This is a genomic window from Janthinobacterium foliorum (assembly GCF_978021625.1).
The window spans coordinates 152262-174548 of sequence record NZ_CDXDQE010000013.1; the positions used below are offsets into that span (position 1 = coordinate 152262).

Consider the following 22287-nt stretch of genomic DNA (forward strand, 5'->3'; position numbering starts at 1 on the left):
TGACAGAGTTGGCATTTTCCTGCACTACAGCATTATTTACGCACGCGCGCCGAATAAGGCCTCCACCGCGCGGCCAATCCGCAGCACCCGCGCATCCTCGCCCGCCAGCGCGCAAATGCCCAGCCCCACGGGCAGTTCGCCCTGCGCATGACATGGCAGCGACAAGGCGCAGCCATCGAGGAAATTGATCACGCTGGCGTTGCGCAGCACCAGGCCATTCGTGGCGAAGAAGGTGGCGTCATCGGCTTCCAGCGGCGCGAGCTGCGGCGCCAGGATCGCCACGCTGGGCATCAGCCAGGCGTCGAATGGCGCCAGGCGCCGCTCTGCGGCCGCGATCAGGCGCGCGCGCGCGTCGAGCAGGTCGATGTAGTCGGCCGCGCCCTGCTGCTGGCCGCGGCGGATGCGCGCCGCCACGCGCTGGTCGTACTGCCCGCCCCGCTCTTCCAGCAGCGCCCGGTGCCAGTGCCACGCCTCGGCCGCCACCAGCCCGCCGCCGCCATTGATCACGGGCAGCTCCAGCAATTCGGGGAAGTCGAACTGTTCAACCTGCGCGCCGGCCGCGCGCAGCGTGTCCAGCGCGCGGTCAAATGCCCGCTGCACCTGCGGCTCGACATGGGTGCCGACATAATCCGTGGTAAAGCCGAAGCGCAGTCCTTTCACTGCCGGCGCGTCAGCGCCGATCTCCTGGCCCGACAGCGCCGCATACATGATCGCGCAGCAGTCGACGCTGCGCGCGATGGGACCGGCCGAATCGAGTGAACGCGACAGTGGTACCGTGCCTTCCAGCGTAACGCTGGCCGCCGTCGGCTTGAAGCCGGTCAGGCCGCAAAAGGCGGACGGGATGCGGATCGAGCCGCCCGTGTCCGTGCCCAGCGCGCCGGCCGCCATCTCCAGCGCCACCGTGACGGCGCCGCCCGAGGTGGAGCCGCCCGCCACCCTGTCGCGGTCCAGCGGATTGCGCGGCGTGCCGTAATGGGGATTCAAGCCCAGGCCGGAAAAGGCAAATTCGCTCATGTTGGTGCGTCCCAGCAGGACGGCGCCGGCCGCGCGCAGGCGCGCCACGGCGCCGGCATCGGCGGTGGCGGGCGGTGCCTCGGCCAGCGCCAGCGAGGCTGCGCTGCTGGTTTGTCCCTTGACGTCGAACAGGTCCTTGATGGACAGGGGAATGCCCGCCAGCGGCGACGGCAGCCAGCCGGCGGCGCGCGCCGCGTCGCTGGCGCGGGCCTCGGCCAGCGCCTGTTCGCCATCGAGGCTGACATAGGCATGGCCGCCCTGTGCCCGGTGCGCTTCGGCGCGCGCCAGCATGCGCTGCGTCAGTTCCACGCTGGTGATGCGGCCGGCGGCCAGGTCGGCGGCCAGTTCACGGATCGTCTTGTTCATTGCCTTATCCTTCCACGGGCAGGGTTTGCACGGCATAGCGGTGCTGCAGGCGGCGCTGCAAGGCAGGATCATACAGCTCCAGCTCGAAAGCGTCGCCGTGGCCCATCTCGCCGATGATAGGCTGCGTGCCGCAGAACATGGCGCTGCCCACGGGCAGGCTGGCCTGCCCCGTGTAGCGCTGTATCAGGTCTTCCGGCGACAGCATGCGCGTCACGGGACCGTCCTGGTACAGCGCCGGCACGCCGGCCCGTTCGCGCCAGGAACGCATCTGCAGCTGGTCCCAGTGGCCGGCCACGTCGGCATAGCGCCACAGGGTATCGCCCACGGGCTTGCCGCACATCTGCTTCGACACCGTCACGCCATAGCTTTCCACCTTGCGGTCCGTATGGTCGGAACCGATGCCCACCAGCAGGCCGTACTCGGTGGAAAACAGCACGAATTCCGCCTCGCCGGACGAATCGCTGCCCGGCACTTCGATGGCCGCATCGCTGGACAGCAGCGCCGCCGCCACGCGGTAAAAGGTCGGCACGCTTTTCGGGCGCGCCACGCCGATGGCTTCCAGTTCGGCGATATGGTGCTCCACCATGGCCATGTCGCGGCCCGTCCAGCCGGCGATGATGAGGTTGTCGATGTCGAAGGTGACGGGGCCGTGCCCGGCCAGGTTGAAGGTATGGGTAGTCATGGTATGTATTACTCTTCCAATGGGCCGCGGCCCGTTTCTCTGGCCGCGAAAACGGCGGCGCCGGTGATCAGCAGAGCCGCCGCCACGTACAGCGAGACGGCCATGGTGCTGTTGTACGAGCGGTACAGGCTGGCGATGACGAGCGGCGCGAAACCGCCGCCGATGACGCCGGCCAGGGTGTACGCCAGCGAGGAACCCGCATAGCGCACCTTGGTGGGAAACTGCTCGATGACGAAGGCCGCCTGCGGGCCGTACATGATGGCGTGGATAACCAGGCCAACGACGACGGCCGTGACGATGGCGGCAGGGCTGGCCGTGTCGAGCAAGGTAAAGAAGGCAAACGCCCACACGAGGCCCAGCACGGCGCCCAGCGCATACACGGGCCGGCGGCCGATCCTGTCCGACAGCGCGCCGAACACGGGTACCGCCAGCGCATTGCAGGCCGTGCCGAGCATGATGACGGTCAGCGCCAGGGTCGACGACAGGTGCAGCACCGTCGTCACGTAGGTCAGGGTAAACACCACCACCAGCGCATACAGCACGTCCGAGCCGATGCGCACGCCGCCGGCGATCAGCAGACGGCGCCAATAGACGCGCAGCACGTCGCCGATCGGCGCTTCCGCCTTCGCGTCTTTTTTGTCGAGTTCCTTGAACAGCGGGGTTTCATCGATGCCGCTGCGTATCCACATGCCAAAGGCCACCAGCAGCAGGCTGGCGATGAACGGCATGCGCCAGCCCCAGTCCATGAAGGCGTCATGCGGCAGCAGATACGTGATCAGGCCGATGCAGCCCGTCGCCAGCAAGGTGCCGAAGGACGGCCCCACCTGCGTCCACGAAGCGTTGCGGCCCCGCTTGTCCGCTGCCCCGTGTTCGACGGAGATCAGCACGGCGCCCGCCCATTCGCCGCCCAGCGCGATGCCCTGCACGAAGCGCAGCGCCACCAGCAGGACGGGACTCCAGATGCCGGCCGTGGCGTAGGTGGGCAAGAGGCCCATCAGGCCCGTCGTCAGGCCCATCAGCATCAGGGTCACCACCAGCACCCAGCGGCGTCCCAGCTTGTCGCCCAGGTGGCCGAAGATCACGCCGCCGATCGGGCGCGAGATATAGCCTACCGCATACGTGGAAAAAGCCAGGATGGTGCCCGTCAGCGGGTCGAATGAAGGAAAGAACAGATGGTTGAAAATCAGCGCGGCCATGGTGTTGTAGACGGTGAAGTCATACCATTCCAGGGTCGTGCCGACCATGCTGGCCGTGGCCAGGCGGCCCGTCCTGGGCTGTGCGCCCGGTGCCCCCGCATGCGTGCTGGCGTCCGTGCGTCCCTGTGCGGTGCCGTGCGCCGTGGTGTGTGTGGTCATAGCCTACCTCTCTCGTCAGTTTTATTGCAGGCGCGGCGCAGGATGCTTTGCCCTGCGCCGTCGCCCGTGTCTCGTGTTATCGGTGCCGGCAAGATGCGCGCGGCCGTGTCAGGCGGCCTGCAGGTCGGCCTCGCGCAATTGCCAGGACAGCTGCAGGATGGCCGCCTCGGCGCCATCGAGGCCCAGCGCCGCGCTCGCTTCGCTGGCGGCCGCCACGGCGGCGCTTTCCGACGAAGCGTCGATCAGGAAGATCGGATCGAGCACGCGGCCTTCCTTCCGCTCCGCCGGCAGGGGGCCGGACAGTTTCTCGTCGGGCGTCAGCAGGCGCGTGGCAATCACGCCATCGGCACGCAGCAGTTTTTCGCCCAGCGCCGCCATGCCAGCCTTCGCTGCGGCATCCTGGCCGATGGCTGATGCGCCCAGGCGCAGCACGGCCAGCCAGGCGCCCGTGCCCATGCCCGTTTCCGCCTCGATGGCGCAGACGCGGCGCATGGGATCAAGCATGCGCTGCAAGTTCGTCACCGACCATGGCGTCTGCTGGCCGAAGGCCTTGAAGTAATTGGGCGTCTGGAAGGCGTCGAGCGAAACGGTGCGGTACAGGCCCAGGTATTTGCGGGGACCGCGCACGCTCTGGTAGCGCGTGCCGCTGACGAAGCCGGGAATGCGCACGCGCTCTTCCACGTGCTCGCGGTCATACCAGCGGTTGAAATCGAGTTCGTGTTCCGGGTCGGCGCTGGTCCAGACAAACAGGATGCCGGGCAAGGTGGGGGACGTCGTCATGATGGTTCCGTTCTGCGTTATGGGTGGTGTGCCAACCCAGAATAGGTGGCACGCCATTCCTTGGCAAACGGGTTATTCTGAACGCGACTGATAAGTTTTTCTTGTGGGTCGGGAACGCTGTCAGCAGGAATGCTGTCGGATGACGCGCCTGGGCGCTCATCCGGCCTGCGCGACTTACCTCGACCACGGCATCGTAGGTCGGCTTAGCGCCAGCGTAAGCCGACATCACCCCGCCCCATATTCCTCACCCAGCGCCAAGGTGAACCTGGCCGCCTCCTCGCATGCCAGCATGGCCACCAGCTGGATCGCTTCCGTGGTGAGGTCTTCGCTGTAGCTGATGACGATGCGCTGCGGCGCCAGGCTGCTGGTGCACGGAATCAGGGCGATGTTGCCCAGCTCGATTTCCTCGCGCAGGGGCGCCAGCGGCAGCACGGCGATGCCGAAACCCGCTTTCACCAGGCGCACGATGGCCGAGATCGAGCTGACGCAGTGCACCCTGCCCAGCTGCACGCCCTCGTCCTGGCACAGCGCTTTCAGCGCGGAATGCGGCTGCGACCCCCGGTTCATGGTGATGATCGGATGCTGCGCCAGTTGCGCCACCGTGAATGGCGTGCCCGTGCCGGCCCAGTCGGCCGCGCGCCCGGCCCAGCCCATGGCGATGGCGCCGCTGCCCGTGCTGCGGATATGGTCGCCCGTCAGCATGTCCGTCTGCAGCGCGATATCGAGCTCTCCCTGCTGCAGCTGTTCGTGCAGGCGGCGCGTCGATTCTGACGTCAGCTGGATCTCGATGCCCGGATAGCGTTCCTGCACGCGCTGCAGGAAGGGAATGAGCCACGTATGCACGATGGTTTCGATGACGCCAATGCGCACCTCGCCCGTGATATGGGCGGGCGAGGAATTGGCCGCGTACATGTCGCGGCACAGTTCCAGCATGCGCTCGGCGTACACGAGCAGATTGCGCCCGGCGAAGGTCAGGCGGATTTCACGCGCGTCGCGGTCGAACAGGCGCGTGCCGAAGTCCTGCTCCAGCGAGGCGATGCGGTTGGAGATGGCCGCCTGCGTGATGTGCAGCTTGTCGGCGGCCGTGCGGAAGCTGCCCAGCCGCGCGGCCCAGACAAACGCTTCGAGAAAACGGGTATTCAATTTGGCTCTTCAATCAACGGGGTTCATCTTCACGGATGGCGAGGTCGCCCCATTGTAAGCCAAAGCGGCCTGCCCTATTTCTGCGCCAGGAAGTCCAGCAAGGTCAGGGCAACGATCTTGCTGGCCTTGCGCAAGTCGTCCAGCGCCAGGCGCTCGTCGGCCTTCTTCGCATTCGACTCGGGCACCGTGCGCGGGCCGGCGCCATACAGCACGGCCGGGATGCCCCGCTCGCCATACAGGCGCGCATCCGCATACAGGGGCGTGCCGACGGCGGGGATGCTTTCGCCGAGGACGGCTTGCGCGTTCTTTTGCAGGCTGTCCACCAGCTGCTCGGAACCGGGCAAGGGACGCAGCGCATGCGACAGCAGCAGGCGGCGGATCTCGATGCGGATGCCCGGCTCGCCCCGCACGGCGTCCTCGATCAGGGCGCGCACCTGCGCCTCCACCGCCACCGGGTCTTCTTCCGGGATCATGCGGCGGTCCATCTTCATGACGACTTTTCCCGGCACCACATTGGTATTCGTGCCGCCGTCGATGCGCCCCACCAGCATGGTGGGCGAGTCGATGCCGGCCACTGTCGATTTGATCTTTTTCAGCTCGGGCAACTGGCCGTAGATGGCGTTGAGGATCTTGTTGGCCGCCTGCAGCGCATCATGCCCCGTTTCCGGCATGGAGCCGTGGCCAGCCTTGCCATGCACGGTGATTTCCAGCTGCAGGCAGGCGTTGTGCGCCGTGACGATGCCGTAGCTGAAACCGGCCGCGATGACGAAATCGGGCTTGGTCAGCTGCTGTTCCAGCAGCCAGCCCGGCCCCAGCAGGCCGCCGAATTCCTCGTCGTACGTAAAATGCAGTTCCAGCTGGCCTTGCAGTGGAATGCCCAGCGCTTCGAGCGCGCGCGCGGCAAACACATAGGTGGCGAAGTCGCCTTTCGAGACGGCCGTCGCGCGGCCGTACATATAGCCGTTGTCGATCTGCCCGCCGTACGGCGGATATGTCCAGTTGTCGCCGGGCGGCACCACGTCGCCGTGGGCATTCAGGGCCACTGTCGGCCCGCCGGCCGCATACGGGCGGCGCACGATCAGGTTGGTGATGCTCTGCATGCCGTACGCTGCCACCTGGTCCGCCGGAACCGCGTGCTTTTCCGCGTGCCAGCCATACGCCTGCAGCAGCTGCGCCACCAGGTCCGCATGGGGCGCGTTATTGCCGGGTGGCGTGTCCGTCGGCTGCTGCACCACTTTCTGTAGAAATTCGACTTCCTCGTCGAAATGGCTGTCGATCCAGGCCGTAATCTGTTCTGCGTGCGTCGTCATTTTGTTCCTTGCATGGTCTGTTGCAGCCAGACGCCCAGCTCACTGCGCTCGGCGTCCGTCATGTTGGTCAGGTTCCCGATCGGCATGGCCTTGAGTTCGATGGCCTGCTTGTAAATTTGCGCCACGTGCTGGCGGATTTCCGTTTCATTATCCAGCATCATGCCGGCCGGCGCCGTGGCGAAGCCCGGCTGCGTGGGCCGGGCCGAATGGCAGGTGGCACAGCGCTGGGCGATGATGGCATGCACGGCCTTGAACTGCGCGGCCGAATCCACGGCCGGCGCGGCCGCCACGGTCACGGGCGCTTTCGGCGCGATGGCCACCGCCACGGCCACCAGCAAGGCCACGCCGAGGGCCGGATAGCGCCACTCGACGCGGCCCTTGTGGCGCAGGTTGAAGAAGTGGCGGATGAAGACGCCGGCCGCCATGATCAGCGCCAGCACCAGCCAGGCGTGATCGTTGCGGTAAGTCATCGCATAGTGATTGCTGATCATGATGAACAGCACCGGCAAGGTAAAGTAATTGTTATGCACGCTGCGCTGTTTGGCTTTCAGGCCGTGCCTGGGGTCGGGCAGCTTGCCGGCGGCCATGGCTTCAACCATCTTGCGCTGGCCTGGAATGATCAGCATCAGCACATTGGCCACCATGATGGTGCCGATCATGGCGCCCACGTGGATGTAGGCGGCCCGTCCGCTGAGCAGGTGCGTCAGCACATAGGCGGCGCCGACGATCAAGGCGAACACCGTCACGCCGAACCACAGTTCATATTGCGCCAGCTTCGAGCGGCACAGCAAATCGTACACGGTCCAGCCGATGACGAGGGTGGCGATGCCGATGCCGACGGCCTGGCCGCTGGAAATGTCCGCCACGGATTTGTCGATCATCATGGCTTGCGCGTTGAAGTAGTAGGCGATGGTCAGCAGGGCAAAGCCGGACAGCCAGGTGGAATACGCTTCCCATTTGAACCAGTGCAGTTCCTTCGGCAATTCGGCCGGGGCCACCAGGTATTTTTGCGGATGATAAAAGCCGCCGCCATGCACGGCCCACAGCTCGCCCGACACGCCCTTCTTCGCCAGTTCGGAACCGGGAGCAGGCGGGCGTATGGAGTTGTCGAGCCAGACAAAATAAAAGGAAGCACCGATCCAGGCGATGCCCGTGATGACGTGCAGCCAGCGGACGATCAGGTTCAGCCATTCAAGGCCGTACGGAATCAGGTAGGCAAATACTTCCATAAATTTCCTCTAGTCAGACCGAACCAATATTCGTGCCAATCTACACAAGATAAACGGATTTACCGCCCGTCACATGAAAAATATCGTATATTTGACATATTCAATTCGATATACAACAGAGCCACTGCCCCATGTCCAGCCTGCCGCAACACCTTGATTTGCACCTGATCCGCATCCTCTACCTGCTGCTGGTGGAAAAAAATGTCTCGCGCGTGGCGCTGAAACTGAACCAGCCGCAGCCCTCGATTTCCGCCTCCCTGCGCAAGCTGCGGGAGCTGACGGGCGATCCGCTGCTGGTGCGCGGCGCGCGCGGCATGGTGCCCACGCAGCATGGCGAAAGCCTGCTCAATCCGGCCAAGCGCATCCTCGACCAGACGGAAAGCCTGTTCGTCAAGAAGACGCCCTTCGTGGCGCAGGAAGAGGCGCGCACCTTCCACATCGCCGCGCCCGACTACCTGGACAGCCAGTTCCTGCCCAACGTGGTGGCGCTGCTGCGCCGCGGCTCGCCGAAAAGCCGCGTGGTGCTGCACAGCCTGGGGCCGGGCATCGACCATATCCGCCAATTGTCCGACGGCGGCCTGGACCTGGTGATCGCCAACTGGGACGAGCCGCCCGCCCACTTGCACATCTCGAAATTGTTCGAGGACCCGATCATCTGCGCCATGCATGCGGAAAACGCCTATGCGCGCCGCACGGCCAGCGACGCCATGACCCTGGACGACTATCTGAGCCTGCCCCACGTGGCGCCGTCGCAGATGATGCCCGGCTATCACGGCGTGATCGACTCCTTCCTGGAACGGCAAAACCTGCAGCGCAACGTGGTGGTGGAATCGGCGTACTTCGGCCTGATTCCGTACATGCTGACGCAGACGGACCTGGTGCTGACGACAGGCCGGCAATTCATGCGCTTCTATGAAAAGACCCTGGCCTTGAAGACGTATACCGTGCCATTGAAATTCCCGCCGATGCGCTTTTACCAGTTGTGGCACCAGCGCGTGCACCAGGCGCCCGAGCACAAATGGCTGCGCGACCAGGTCAGCGCGGCGGCCAAGGCGCTGGTGCAGCGATAGGCGCTATCAGCGCGCGCATATAATGGACGCCAGAACGGGGCGCTATCATCACCGCTTGCATGATCGGAAAACCATGACCACCCTTTCAGACCTGAACGCCGGCAGCCCGGCCGACTTTATCGCACGGCTGCATGGCATCTATGAACACTCGCCCTGGATCGCCCAGCGGGCCGCCGCCGCCATGCCGTTTGCCAGCCTGACGGCGCTGAAGACGGAACTGCAGCGCGTGCTGGCCCTCGCTTCGCCGGAAGAACAATTGGGGCTCATCCGCGCCCACCCCGAACTGGCCGGCAAGGCCGCCATCGCCGGGCAGCTGACGGCGGAATCGACGCGCGAACAGGCCAAGTCCGGCCTGAACCTGTGCAGCGCCGACGAATTTGCCACCCTGCAGCGCCTGAACAGCGACTACAACGCCAAGTTCGGCTTTCCCTTCATCCTCGCCGTCAAGGGACCGACGGGCGAAGGCTTGACGCGCCAGGACATCATCGCCACCTTTGCGCGGCGCCTGAAAAACCGCCGCGCCGACGAACTGGCCGAGTCGCTGCGGCAGATCAAGCGCATCGCCGAGCTGCGCCTGAACGACCTGTTCGACGTGCGCCTCGATTTCGGCCCGGCCATCATGCAGCAGGCCGAAACGCTGGCCGGCTGGAGCGACTCGGATTACAACCTGACCTGCGCCTACCTGACGCCGGCGCACCGGAAAACGGCCGCACAGCTGGCCGCATGGATGCTCGACGCGGGCATGCAGGTGCATATCGACGCCGTCGGCAACGTGGTGGGGCGCTACCTGTCCGACACGCCGGGCGCAAAGACATTGATGACAGGATCGCACTACGACACGGTGCGCAATGGCGGCAAGTACGATGGCCGCCTGGGCATCGTGCTGCCGATCGCCGTCGTGCGCCACCTGCATGAACGGGGGGAAAAACTGCCATTTCACTTCGAGATCGTCGGCTTCGCCGAGGAAGAAGGCGTGCGTTTCAAGAGCACCTTCCTGGGCAGCACGGCCGTCACGGGCAGGTTCGACGTGGCGCTGCTGGAGCAGGTGGATGCGGACGGCACGAGCATGCGCGAGGCGCTGGCCGCCGCCGGCCACGAAGCGACCGCCATCGCCGCCATCGCGCGCGATCCGGCCGATTTGCTGGGCTATGTGGAAGTGCATATCGAGCAGGGTCCCGTGCTGCTGGAACGCGACCTGCCACTGGGCATCGTCACGGCGATTGCCGGCAGCTCGCGCTATTTGGTGAGCCTCGGCGGCGTGGCCAGCCACGCCGGCACCACGCCCATGACCATGCGCAAGGACGCGGCCAGCGCGGCCGCCGAAATCATCCTGCTGGTGGAACAGCGCTGCAACCAGGGCGAGGCGCTGGTGGGCACCGTGGGCCAGCTGCACGTGCCCAATGGCTCCGTCAACGTGATCGCCGGCGCCTGCGCCCTGTCGCTCGATATCCGCGCCGCCAGCGACGCCGTGCGCCAGGCGGCCGTCGACGATATTCTCGATGGCATCGCCGCCATCTGCGCGCGGCGCCAGATCGACTATCAGCTCGAATTGCTGCTGTCGATCAGCGCCGCGCCCTGCGCACCGTGGCTGATGGCGCAACTGGCGCAGGCCGTGGAGTCGGTCGGCATCGCGCCGTACGCGCTGCTGTCGGGCGCCGGCCACGACGCCATGGCCATGGCCGCCATCACCGACGTGGCCATGCTGTTTGTCCGCTGCGGCAATGGCGGCATCAGCCACAACCCGCTGGAAACCATGACGGCGGACGACGCCGACATCGCGGCGCGCGCGCTGCTGGCATTTTTGCGCCACTTCCAGCCCAAGCCCTGAGGCGGGCCCGGGCCGGCGCGGCTACACGGCGACGGCCCGCTCCAGCATCGCGTGCAGCAGCACGTTGCAGCCCGCTTCCAGGTGTTCGGGCTTGGCGTCCTCGATTTCATTGTGGCTGATGCCGTCCTTGCACGGCACGAAGATCATGCCGGCCGGCGCCAGCCGGGCCGCATAGATGGCGTCATGGCCGGCGCCGGACACCACGTCCATCACGGAGTAGCCCAGCTTTTCCGTGGCATTGCGCACGGCGCCCACGCAGTCGGGATGGAACGGGCATGGCGGGTAATAGGAGACTCTCTCCAGCGAAATGCCCAGCCCTGTCTTTTCCCGCGTGGCGTCGATGAAGGCCGTGATTTCGCCGTGCATGGTGTTGAGCAGCTCGTCGTTCACATTGCGCAGGTCGATGCTGAACTTGACTTCGCCGGGTATCACATTGCGGCTGTTCGGGAACACCTGCACCATGCCCACCGTGCCGCGCCCGTATGGCGGGTAGCGGTTGGCAATCGCCACCACCTCCTGCATGATGGCGGTGGCCACCTGCAGCGCATCCTTGCGCAATCCCATGGGCGTGGGGCCCGCATGCGCTTCCATGCCCGTCACCACGCAGTCATACCACGACAGGCCCATCACGGCCGGCACCACGCCGATGATCTTGTCCGCGTCTTCCAGCACCGGGCCCTGTTCGATGTGCGTCTCGAAGTAGGCGCCGATGGGATGCTCGCCCGGCACCTGCTCGCCTTTGTATCCGATGCGCGCCAGTTCCTCGCCCACCGTTTTGCCTTCCGTATCCTTGGCCGCGTACGCGGTTTCGAGCGAAAAGGCGCCGCAGAACACGCCCGAGCCCATCATCACGGGCACGAAGCGCGAACCTTCCTCGTTGGTCCAGAAGGCCACCTCGATGGGCGCCCGCGTCTTGATTTTCAGGTCGTTCAGGGTGCGCACCACTTCCAGGCCCGCCAGCACGCCGTAATTGCCATCGAACTTGCCGCCCGTGGGCTGCGTGTCGATATGGCTGCCTGTCATCACGGGCGGCAGGCTATTGTCCGTGCCGTCGCGGCGCATGAAGACATTGCCGATCTGGTCGATGGTGATGCTCATGCCCGCTTCCCTGCCCCAGCCCACCACCAGGTCGCGCCCCTGCTTGTCCAGGTCCGTCAGGGCCAGGCGCTTGACGCCGCCTTTTGCTGTCGCGCCGATTCGCGCCAGCTCCATCAGGGCTGCCCACAATCGCGCGCCATTGATGCGCAGATCATCCCGTAGATCATCCATTACTGTCTCCTGACTTCATGCGGTGGTGGCGGAAAACGCCGGACGCCCGATATAGCGTCCCGCACCCTCGACGGCCATCAGCTCGCCCTTGTGGAACACCACCTTGCCGGCGGCAATCGTGGTGCTGGGAATGCCGCGCACGGTGCGTCCTTCGAAGACATTGAAGCCTCCCTTGGCGAACTGCGTGGCGGCGGAAATGGTGCGCGTGCCCTGCGGGTCCCACAGCACGATGTCGGCGTCGCTGCCTGCGGCGATGACGCCCTTGCGCGGATACATATTGAAGATCTGCGCCGCATTCGTCGACGACACCTTGACGAATTCGGACGGCGTCAGCATGCCGGAATTGACGCCCGCATCCCACACCACGGCCATGCGTTCCTCGACGCCGCCGCAGCCGTTCGGGATGCGCGTGAAGTCATCCTTGCCCGCCGCCTTCTGCTCCGCGCAAAAGGTGCAGTGATCGGTGGCCGTCGTGTGCAGGTTGCCGCTTTGCAGGCCATGCCACAGCGCTGCCTGGTGATGCTTGCCGCGGAACGGCGGGCTCATGACGTGGCCCGCCACGTAATCGAAATCATCGCTCTGGTAGACGCTGTCGTCGATCACCAGGTGGCCCGCCAGCGCCTCGCCATACACGCGCTGGCCATTTGCGCGCGCCCGCGTGATGGCGTCCAGCGACTCGGCGCAGGAGACGTGCACGATGTACACGGGAGTATTGAGGACATTGGCGATGGCGATGGCCCGGTTGGCCGCTTCCGCTTCCACGGCCGGCGGCCTCGACAAGGGATGCGCCTGCGGCCCCGTGATGCCCTTCTTGAGCAAGGCTTGCTGCAACTGAAAAACCAGCTCGCCGTTTTCCGCATGCACGGTGGGCAGCGCCCCCAGCTCCAGCGAGCGGGTAAAGCTTTTGACCAGGGTTTCATCGTCGGCCATGATGGCGTTTTTATACGCCATGAAGTGCTTGAAGCTGTTCACGCCATGCTCGCGCACGAGGGTGCCCATCTCTTCATGCACCTGCTCGCTCCACCAGGTGATCGCCACGTGGAAGGTGTAGTCGCCGGCCGCCTTGGCCGACCACTCGCGCCACTGGTGATAGGCCTCGATCAGCGACTGCTTCGGCGCGGGGATGACGAAGTCCATGATGGTGGTGGTGCCGCCCGCCAGCCCCGCCGCCGTGCCCGTGAAAAAATCGTCGGACGTCACGGTGCCCATGAAGGGCAAGTTCATGTGCGTGTGCGTGTCGATCCCGCCCGGCATCACGTACTGGCCGCCCGCATCGATCACGGTGGCGCCGGCGGGTGCCACAAGGTTCTCGCCGACGGCGGCGATGCTGTCGCCCTCGATCAGCACATCGGCGCGGAAGGCGCGGTCGGCGTTGACGACGGTGCCGCCACGTATCAGTGTAGTCATCTTGTCTCCTTTTTATGCGGGAAGATCAGGATTGCGGCGCCTGCTGCACGTGCGCCGCCACCTTGCCCTTCATCATGACGCCGTAGACGACGGCGGCGATGGCCACGCCCACGAACCAGGCGTAGGTGTAGACCGTTTTAAAGCCTTCGGCCACGTCGGGAAACGCCGTGGGAAAGGCCGCGTTCAAGAAGCCCGGGATGTTCGGCAGCACGGCGATGACGAAGGCGATCAGCGCCGCCATGTTCCAGCCATTGCCATACGAGTAGGCGCCGTCGTCGCGGTACAGCTGCCTGACGTCGAGCTGCGTCTTGCGCACGAAGTAATAGTCGACGATGAGGATGCCGGCGATGGGACCCAGCAGGGCCGAGTAGCCGATCAGCCAGGTAAAAATGTAGCCCTGCGTCGATTCGAGCACCTTCCACGGCATCATCACGATGGCGATGAAGGCCGTGATGTAGCCGCCCATCTTGTACGAAATCTGCTTCGGCGCCAGCGAGGAAAAATCGTACGCCGGACCTACCAGGTTGGCGGCCAGGTTGACGCTGACGGTGTCGATCAGCAGGATGATCAGGGCGATCAGCACGGCGGCGCCCGTCATGCGGCTGGCCAGGTCAACGGGATCCCAGATGGCCTTGCCATACATGACGACGGAGCCTGCCGTGACGATGACGGCCAGCATGGCGAGCAATCCCATGGGCACGGGCAAGCCGATCGACTGGCCGATCACCTGGTCGCGCTGCGTCTTGGCAAAGCGCGTGAAATCGGGAATGTTCAGCGCCAGCGTGGCCCAGAAACCCACCATGGCGGTCAGCGACGGCCAGAAGACGCTCCAGAACTGGCCCGCCTTTTTACCGCCGGGGATGAATTGCGACGGCTGGTCCAGCAGCGCGCTCACGCCGCCAGCCTTGCTGTGCACCCAGTACAGCAGCACGAAGCAGATGAGGATTTTCAGGGGTGCCGTGTAGGTTTCCAGCTTGCGGATCGATTCCATGCCGTGCAGGATGTAATAGAACTGGATGGCCCAGAAAGCCAGGAAGCACAGCAGCTGGCTGCCGTTGATGCCCAGGCCCGCGATCTTCTCGCCGCCCAGTTCATGCCCTATCAGCACGCCCATCAGGGTGTAGATCATCTGGCCGCCGAACCAGGTCTGGATGCCATACCAGCCGCAGGCGACGATGGCGCGCATCAGCGCCGGCAGGCGGGCGCCCATGGTGCCGAACGAGGCGCGCGCCAGCACCGCGTACGGGATGCCGTACTTGGTGCCCGCATGGCCGATCAGCAGCATGGGCAGGAGCACGATGGCGTTGGCGAGAAAGACCGTAAGCACGGCCTGGTAGCCGGACATGCCGCTGTCGATCAGGCTGGCCGACAGGGTATAGGCGGGTATGCACATCACCATGCCGACCCACAGCGCGGCGAAGTGATACCAGCGCCAGGTGCGCTGCGCCGCCGTGGTGGGCGCCAGGTCTTCATTCCAGAGTTGCGTGTTGCCTGAGTAGTCGTGGTTCACAGGGTGGCTCCATCGGTGAGACCGCTGGCGCGCGAAGGCGCCAGGGATACGGCAATGTGGAAACGGCTCGGCTGTTACGTAATCTAGCTTACTGCAAAGACGCGCCGCTGTTTATAAAATAAACACACGCAATAACCGTGCCCTATGCCGTCTCCGCCAACGCGCGGGGATTCCTGGGATCCTGCGTCCAGTTCATGTACGGCTTGCCCGTGGTCTGCGGCACCATCGTGATGCAGCCCTGCACCGGACAGGTGATTTCGCACAGGTTGCAGCCCACGCATTCGTCCTTGATGACTTCATAGCTGCGCGTGCCGGCGGCGTCGATCAGCTGCGCAATCGCCTGGTGCGAGGTGTCTTCGCAGGCCACGTAGCACTTGCCGCACTTGATGCAGTCGTCCTGGTTGATGTGTGCGATGACCTGGTAGTTCATGTCCAGGTATTTCCAGTCCGTCGTGTTGGCCACGGCCTTGCCGGAGAAGTCGCTGATGCGTTCATAGCCCTTCTCGTCCATCCAGCGCGACAGGCCATCCTTCATCTCTTCGACGATGCGGAAACCATGCAGCATGGCGGCCGTGCACACCTGCACGCAGCCGGCGCCCAGGGCGATGAATTCGGCCGCGTCGCGCCAGTTGCCGATGCCGCCGATGCCGGAAATGGGCAAGCCCCGGGTCTGCGGATCGCGGGCGATTTCCGCCACCATGTTGAGCGCGATGGGTTTCACGGCCGCGCCGCAATAGCCGCCGTGCGTGCTGGCGCCGCCCACGATGGGCAGGGCCACCATGCGGTCCAGGTCCAGCGAAGTGATGGAATTGATGGTGTTGATCAGCGAGACGGCATCGGCGCCGCCCGCCTTGGCCGCGCGCGCCGGCATGCGCACGTCGGTGATGTTCGGCGTGAGCTTGACGATGACGGGCAGGCGGCTGTGCTTCTTGCACCAGGCGGTGACCATCTGCACATACTCGGGCACCTGGCCCACGGCGGCGCCCATGCCCCGCTCCGGCATGCCGTGCGGGCAGCCGAAATTGAGCTCGATGCCGTCCGCCCCCGTCGCCTCGACCTTGGGCAGGATGTCGGCCCAGTAGTGCTCTTCGCACGGCAGCATCAGCGAGACGACGATGGCGCGGTCGGGCCAGTCTTTTTTCACCTGCGTGATTTCGCGCAGGTTGATCGCCAGCGAACGGTCGGTGATCAGCTCGATGTTATTAAAACCCACCACTTCGCGGTTCTTGCCATACAGGGCGGAATAGCGCGACGAGACGTTGACGGCGGCCGGGTCTTCACCCAGCGTTTTCCACACCACGCCGCCCCACCCCGCCTCGAAGGCGCGCACGACGTTATAGGCCTTGTCGGTGGGCGGCGCGGAGGCCAGCCAGAAGGGGTTTGGCGACTTGATGCCGCAAAATTCGATGCTGAGATCAGCCATTATGCAGCCTCCAGTTTGGTCAGTAAATCGGCATGGATGGCCAGCGCGGCCAGCTTGCCATGCTGGACGGCTTGCACCGTCAAGTCCTGCCCCGGCGCCACGCAGTCGCCGCCCGCGTAAATCCCCGGCAGCACCGTGCGAAAGCCCCCATCGACGGCGATCTTGTCGCCCTCGCGCTTCAGGAGCGACGCCATCGGGTCATGCAGCACCTCGCTATCGAGACTCTGGCCGATGGCCTTGAAGATGGCGTCGGCCGCCACGTCGAGCGTCTCGCCCGTGCCTGCCAGGCGCGTGCCTTGCATGGACGTCTTCTCGAAGCGCATGCCGGCCACCTTGCCCGCGCCATCGAGCAGCACATGCTGCGGCTGGGCCCACGTCAGCATGCGCACCTGGTTGGCCTTGGCGATCTCCTGTTCATGGCGGGTGGCCGTCATGGCGTCGAAACCGCGCCGGTACACCAGGGTGACTTCCTCGGCGCCCAGGCGCTGGATTTGCACGGCCATGTCGATGGCCGTATTGCCGGCGCCGATGACGATGGCGCGTTTCGGCACGGGCAGCGCGGCCAGGTCGTCCGCCTGGCGCAGGGCGGCGATATAGTCGACGGCGGCCAGCAGGCCCGGCGCATCCTCGCCCGTCAGGCCCAGCTTGCGGCTGGCGCCCAGTCCCAGGCCCAGAAACACGGCGTCGTACTGCGCGTGCAGGTCGCGCAGGTGCAGGTTCTCGCCCAGCACCTGGCGACATCGTATTTCAATGCCGCCTATGCCGAGCAGGAACGTGATTTCCTTTTGCGCGAAATCGTCCGTCAGCTTGTACTTGGCGATGCCGTATTCATTCAGGCCGCCCGCCTTGCCTTCCTTTTCAAAGATCACCACGTCGTGCCCCAGCATGGCCAGGCGGTGCGCGCACGACAGGCCGGCCGGTCCCGCGCCGACGACGGCGATCGTCTTGCCGGTAGATGCGGCGCGCTGGAACGGGTGGCTGGCAAAGTGCATGTGGTCGACGGCATGGCGCTGCAGCAGGCCGATTTTCACGGGCTGGCCTTCCGCGTCGTGGTTGCGCACGCAGACGTCTTCGCACAGGATTTCCGTCGGGCAGACGCGGGCGCAGCTGCCGCCCAGGATATTCTGCTTCAGGATGCCGGCGGCGGCGCCGTTGATATTCTTGTCGTGGATGTTGCGGATGAAGCTGGCCACGTCGATTTCCGACGGGCAGATGCGGCTGCACGGCGCGTCGTAGCAGTACAGGCAGCGGGCGCTTTCGATGGCAGCCTGGCGCGCGCTCAGGGGTGGCGCCAGGTCCGTGAAGTGGCCTGCCAGTTCTTCGTTGGGCAGGGCGGGATGCGGCAAATAGTTCAAAGACTCGATCATCGCGTATTCCTCTTGTTATATGCGGCCGGCTTGTGATTTGAAACCTTTACTTCATCTGGGGAAAAGCAAATTCCACACCAGCGCTGGCGGTATTCGGCCAGCGCTGCATCACGGCCTTGTGGCGCGTATAGAAACGCACGCCTTCGGGACCGTAGGCGTGGTGGTCGCCGAACAGGCTGCGCTTCCAGCCTCCGAAACTGTTGAAGGCCATCGGCACGGGCAAGGGCACGTTGACGCCCACCATGCCGACCTGGATCTGGCGCACGAATTCGCGCGCCACGCCGCCGTCGCGCGTGTAGATGGCCACGCCATTGCCATACTCGTTGGCGTTGATCAGGTTCACCGCATGCACCACGTCGGGCGAGCGCATCACGCACAGCACGGGGCCGAAAATTTCTTCCTTGTAGATGCTCATGTCGGGCGTCACGTGGTCGAACAGGGTTCCGCCGACGAAGAAGCCGTTTTCGCGTCCGGCCACCACGTGGTTGCGGCCATCGACGACCAGGGTGGCGCCCTGCTCCACGCCCTCTCCGATCAGCTTTTCAATACGCTGCTTGGCCGCGCCGGACACCACCGGCCCCATTTCCGCGCCATCGGCCATGCCGTCGCGCACTTTCAGTGCGGCCGTGCGCGTTGCCAGTGCATCGATCAATTTGTCGCCCGCGTCGCCCACCGCCACCACCACGGAAATGGCCATGCAGCGCTCGCCCGCCGAACCGTAGGCCGCGCCGATCAACGCGTCGACCGTCATGTCCATGTCGGCGTCGGGCATCACCACCATGTGGTTCTTCGCGCCGCCCAGCGCCTGCACGCGCTTGCCGCTGGCGCTGCCGCGCGCATAGATGTATTCGGCGATCGGGGTGGAGCCGACGAAGCTGATGGCCTGCACCACGGGATGGTCGAGCAAGGCGTCCACCGTCACCTTGTCGCCCTGCACCACGTTGAAGACGCCGTCCGGCAGGCCCGCATCCTTCAGCAATTTCGCGTGCAGCAGGGAGGCGGAGGGATCGCGTTCGGATGGTTTTAATACGAAGGTATTGCCGCAGGCGATGGCGACGGGGAACATCCACATCGGCACCATCACGGGAAAATTGAACGGCGTGATGCCGGCCACCACGCCTAGCGCCTGGCGCATGGACCAGGCGTCGATGCCGCGCGAAATCTGGTCCGTGAATTCGCCCTTCAACAGCTGCGGGATGCCGACGGCGAATTCCACCATCTCGATGCCGCGCGCCACTTCGCCCTGCGCGTCGGCGAAGGTCTTGCCATGCTCGCGCGTGAGCATGGCGGCAAAGTCGTCCGTGTGCTGCTGGCACAGCTGCAGGTAGCGGAACAGGACCCTGGCGCGCGTCAATGGCGGCGTGGCCGACCACGAGGGAAAGGCGGCGGCCGCCGCCTGCACGGCCGCATCGACTTCTGCGCTGGTGCCGAGCGCCACGCGGGCGACCGGCTCGCCCAAGGCGGGGTTGTAGACGTCGCCGTAGCGGCCGCTGCTGGTGTCGACCTGGGCGCCGTTGATGTAGTGGGTGATGGTGTCGAGATCGTTCATGGTGTTCCTTAGTCGAGATTTTTCAATACCTTGGCCAGCTTGCCAAACAGCTCGTCGACATGCTGTTTTTCCAGTACCAGCGGCGGCGACAGGGCGATGATGTCACCCGTCGTGCGTATCAGCACGCCATCGGCAAAGGCCTGCTTGAAGGCGTTGAAGGCGCGCGTGCCCGGCTTGCCCGCGACGGGGTCGAGCTCGATGCCGGCGATCAGGCCGATGCTGCGCAGGTCTATCACGTGCGGCAAGCCTTTCAGCGAGTGCACGGCGTCGCTCCAATATGCCTGCATCGCTTTGGCGTGGCCCAGGATGTCCTGCTCCTCGAATACCTGCAGGGTCGCCAGCGAGGCGGCGCAAGCCAGCGGGTGGCCGGAATACGTGTAGCCGTGGAACAATTCGATGCCGGCCGGCGCATCCATGAAAGCATCGTGGATGTACTGTTTGCTGAACACGGCGCCCATCGGCACCATGCCATTGGTCAGGCCCTTGGCCGTCGTCATCAGGTCCGGCTCGACGTCGAAATAGTCGGCCGCGAACGGCGTGGTCATGCGGCCGAAACCCGTGATGACTTCATCGAAGATCAGCAGGATGCCGTGCTTGGTGCACAGGTCGCGCAAGCGTTTCAGATAGCCTTTCGGCGGAATCAGCACGCCCGTGGAACCGGCCACGGGTTCGACGATGACGGCGGCAATGGTGGAGGCGTCATGCAGGGCAACGATGCGCTCCAGTTCATCGGCCAGGTGCGTGCCGTATTCCGGTTCGCCCACCGTGTAGGCATTCTTGTCGAGGTTATGCGTGTGCGGCAAATGGTCCACGCCCGGCAGCAGCGGGCCGAAGGTCTTGCGGTTGCCGCCGATGCCGCCCACGGAAATGCCGCCGAAGCCCACGCCGTGATAGCCGCGTTCGCGGCCGATCAGGCGCGTGCGCGCCCCCTCGCCGCGCGCCCGGTGATAGGCCAGCGCGATTTTCAGGGCCGTGTCCACCGCCTCGGAACCGGAGTTGGTATAGAAGACGTGGCCGAATTTATGGCCCGTGTAGTCCATCAGTTTTTCCGCCAGGTCGAAGGCGGCTGGATGGCCCATCTGGAAGGTGGGCGCGAAGTCCAGCTGGCCCACCATTTCGCGGATGGCACCGACGATCTTCGGCTGCGCATGGCCGCACGGCACGCACCACAGGCCGGCCGTGCCATCGAGGATGGCGTTGCCATCGACGTCCTTGTAATACATGCCTTCGGCCGATACCAGCAAGCGCGGATGGGCCTTGAAATCACGATTGTTCGTAAACGGCATCCAGAATGCCGACATCGATTCCGGCCTTGTTTCGTTCATGACCTTCTCCTTGGGATGGGCTGCCGCGGCGCCAAGATCGTTTTTGACGAAGCGTAAAATAATTTACCAGTTGGCAAAAAGCTGATGTAATAATAGACAGGCCATCCCCAATGGCACAGATACACAAACGGCAAAGTATCCCAACCGTACAGGTCAAAAAACCACTACAGTTTTGTGCAAGGCAGCATAAGGAGCCACCGTGAAGCACAGCGACAGCACAGACGATGCTCCCGAGCAAGCCAGCGGCTGGCCCGTGCTGGACATCGACCGCCAGAAGAAGGGCGGCCTGGTCGAGCAGATCGTGATCGCCATCAGCGTCATGGTCGGCAGCCGCGCCCTGCGCATCGGCACGCGCATGCCTTCCGTGCGCCAGTTCGCCCGCAGCAATGGCGTGTCGACGTTTACCGTCGTCGAATCATACGACCGCCTGGTCAACCTCGGTTTGCTGTCGTCGCGGCGCGGTTCCGGCTATTTTGTCGCGCGCCACGATATCGCCGCATCGCCACAAACCGCCATGCACGCCAGTCCCACGGCCATCGACGCCCTCACGCCTGACCTGTATTCGGGCGTGTCGGAAGCGCTGCCCGTGGGCGCGGGCTGGCTGCCGCCCGAGATGTATGGCGAGGCGACGGTGCTCGACGCCGTGCGCCAGGCCATGCGCATTCCCGCCAGCCGCCTGCGCGGCTATGGCCACCCGCTCGGCTTCCCGTCGCTGCGCCAGCACCTGGCCGCACACCTGTCGGAAGAGCTGTTCCAGGTCGAGCCGGACCAGGTCCTGCTGACGCATGGCGCCACGCATGCATTTGACCTGATCCTGCGCAGCCTGACCAAGCCGGGCGACACGGTGCTGGTGGAAGATCCCGGCTACAGCAATTTGCAGTCGCTGATACGCCACCATGGCTGCATCCCCGTCGGCATTGCGCGCGGCGAGGCGGGCCTCGATCTCGAGGCGCTGGCGCTGGAAGCGGCGCGCACGCAGCCCAAGCTCATGTTCGTCAACACGGTACTGCAAAATCCGCTGGGCACGTCCTTGAACCAGGCGCAAACGCACCGCTTGCTGGCACTGGCCGAGCAATTCGATTTCTGGCTGGTGGAAGACGATATCTACCGCGAACTGGCGGCGCGCGGCGAGGCATCGCTGGCGGCCATGGATGGCTTGCGCCGCGTGATCCGCGTGGGCAGCTTTTCCAAGACCCTGTCGCCCGTGCTGCGCGTGGGATCGATTTGCGCCTCGCCGTCGCTGGTGGCCGAACTGGTGCGCGTCAAAATGCTGGCGGGGCTGACGACGTCGGAAATCAACGAGCGCGCCGTCTACCACGCCGTGTCCGCGCGGCCCTACAAGCGGATGGTCGAGCGCCTGGTGGCGCAGCTCGATGCGGCCCGCGAACGCAGCATCGACTGCCTGGCGCAGGCCGGCATGGCGCCCGTGGCGCGTCCGCGCGGCGGCATGTTCGTCAGCGCCGGCTGGCCCGATATCCAGACGCCGGAATGGAACGGGAAAATCATCGCCGACATGGCCTTGAAGGCGGGAATCCTGCTGTCGCCCAACGAATTTTTCACGCTGCGCGCGCCCGAGACGGTGTGGTTCCGCTTCAACGTGGCCTACACCGATACACCCGTGCTGCAAGCCTTCCTGCAATCGATCCGTCCACGCTAGAGA

The 22287-nt window shown here is 65.0% G+C and carries 17 protein-coding genes; 3 read left to right on the top strand and 14 right to left on the bottom strand.

All coding sequences use genetic code 11. The features are described from left to right. Positions 1-36: 36 nt before the first annotated feature. From ACZ92H_RS23305 to ACZ92H_RS23335, 7 genes are all read right to left on the bottom strand, one after another. A complete protein-coding gene (locus ACZ92H_RS23305; protein WP_465051188.1) occupies positions 37-1380 on the bottom strand; it encodes an amidase in 1344 nt (447 codons plus the stop codon). Between the two features lie 4 nt (positions 1381-1384). Continuing rightward, entirely contained in the window at positions 1385-2062 is a 678-nt protein-coding gene (locus ACZ92H_RS23310) for a DUF2848 domain-containing protein (RefSeq protein WP_465051189.1), read from the bottom strand. 8 nt (positions 2063-2070) lie between these two features. Then, positions 2071-3417: an MFS transporter gene (locus ACZ92H_RS23315; RefSeq protein ID WP_465051190.1), complete on the bottom strand. Its 1347-nt coding sequence runs from the start codon at positions 3415-3417 to the stop codon at positions 2071-2073. A 108-nt stretch (positions 3418-3525) separates the two neighbouring features. Continuing rightward, positions 3526-4197: a hypothetical protein gene (locus ACZ92H_RS23320; RefSeq protein WP_465051191.1), complete on the bottom strand. Its 672-nt coding sequence runs from the start codon at positions 4195-4197 to the stop codon at positions 3526-3528. A 225-nt stretch (positions 4198-4422) separates the two neighbouring features. Further along, positions 4423-5340, bottom strand: a complete 918-nt coding sequence (locus ACZ92H_RS23325) for a LysR family transcriptional regulator (protein ID WP_465051192.1) — start codon at positions 5338-5340, stop codon at positions 4423-4425. Between the two features lie 74 nt (positions 5341-5414). Further along, positions 5415-6650 carry a M20/M25/M40 family metallo-hydrolase gene (locus ACZ92H_RS23330; protein WP_465051193.1) on the bottom strand — a complete coding sequence of 412 codons (1236 nt, stop codon included), beginning with the start codon at positions 6648-6650 and terminating at the stop codon, positions 5415-5417. Next, the gene (locus ACZ92H_RS23335) at positions 6647-7879 is read right to left on the bottom strand and encodes a urate hydroxylase PuuD (RefSeq protein ID WP_465051194.1); all 1233 of its coding nucleotides are present in this window, start codon (positions 7877-7879) and stop codon (positions 6647-6649) included. The genes ACZ92H_RS23330 and ACZ92H_RS23335 overlap by 4 nt, the downstream gene beginning before the upstream one ends. A gap of 131 nt (positions 7880-8010) precedes the next feature. Between ACZ92H_RS23335 and ACZ92H_RS23340 the strand changes: the two genes are divergently transcribed. Then, positions 8011-8949, top strand: coding sequence for a LysR family transcriptional regulator (locus tag ACZ92H_RS23340; RefSeq protein ID WP_092798123.1), 939 nt, complete (start codon positions 8011-8013; stop codon positions 8947-8949). Between the two features lie 73 nt (positions 8950-9022). Continuing rightward, entirely contained in the window at positions 9023-10777 is a 1755-nt protein-coding gene (locus tag ACZ92H_RS23345) for an allantoate amidohydrolase (protein ID WP_465051195.1), read from the top strand. Positions 10778-10798: 21 nt separating this feature from the next. Here ACZ92H_RS23345 and ACZ92H_RS23350 read toward each other — a convergent pair whose 3' ends face one another. The 7 genes from ACZ92H_RS23350 to aptA all read right to left on the bottom strand — a co-directional run bounded on the left by ACZ92H_RS23350 (position 10799) and on the right by aptA (position 20627). Further along, positions 10799-12046 (bottom strand): Zn-dependent hydrolase, encoded by a 1248-nt coding sequence (locus tag ACZ92H_RS23350; RefSeq protein WP_131374286.1) that lies wholly within the window; start codon positions 12044-12046, stop codon positions 10799-10801. A gap of 15 nt (positions 12047-12061) precedes the next feature. Then, positions 12062-13453, bottom strand: a complete 1392-nt coding sequence (hydA, locus tag ACZ92H_RS23355) for a dihydropyrimidinase (RefSeq protein ID WP_465051196.1) — start codon at positions 13451-13453, stop codon at positions 12062-12064. Between the two features lie 25 nt (positions 13454-13478). Next, entirely contained in the window at positions 13479-14963 is a 1485-nt protein-coding gene (locus tag ACZ92H_RS23360; RefSeq protein WP_465051197.1) for an NCS1 family nucleobase:cation symporter-1, read from the bottom strand. Between the two features lie 142 nt (positions 14964-15105). Continuing rightward, entirely contained in the window at positions 15106-16386 is a 1281-nt protein-coding gene (gene preA / locus ACZ92H_RS23365; RefSeq protein WP_465051198.1) for an NAD-dependent dihydropyrimidine dehydrogenase subunit PreA, read from the bottom strand. Then, complete coding sequence (locus ACZ92H_RS23370; protein WP_465051199.1) at positions 16386-17753, bottom strand: NAD(P)-dependent oxidoreductase; 1368 nt, start codon at positions 17751-17753, stop codon at positions 16386-16388. The genes preA and ACZ92H_RS23370 overlap by 1 nt, the downstream gene beginning before the upstream one ends. Before the next feature lie 46 nt (positions 17754-17799). Next, complete coding sequence (locus tag ACZ92H_RS23375) at positions 17800-19302, bottom strand: CoA-acylating methylmalonate-semialdehyde dehydrogenase (protein WP_465051200.1); 1503 nt, start codon at positions 19300-19302, stop codon at positions 17800-17802. Positions 19303-19310: 8 nt separating this feature from the next. Next, on the bottom strand, positions 19311-20627 hold the full coding sequence (aptA, locus tag ACZ92H_RS23380; protein WP_131374297.1) for an omega-aminotransferase AptA: 1317 nt from the start codon (positions 20625-20627) through the stop codon (positions 19311-19313). Between the two features lie 199 nt (positions 20628-20826). On the opposite strand from aptA, the gene ACZ92H_RS23385 reads away from it, so the two are divergent. Next, entirely contained in the window at positions 20827-22284 is a 1458-nt protein-coding gene (locus tag ACZ92H_RS23385) for an aminotransferase-like domain-containing protein (RefSeq protein ID WP_465051201.1), read from the top strand. Positions 22285-22287 lie beyond the last annotated feature (3 nt).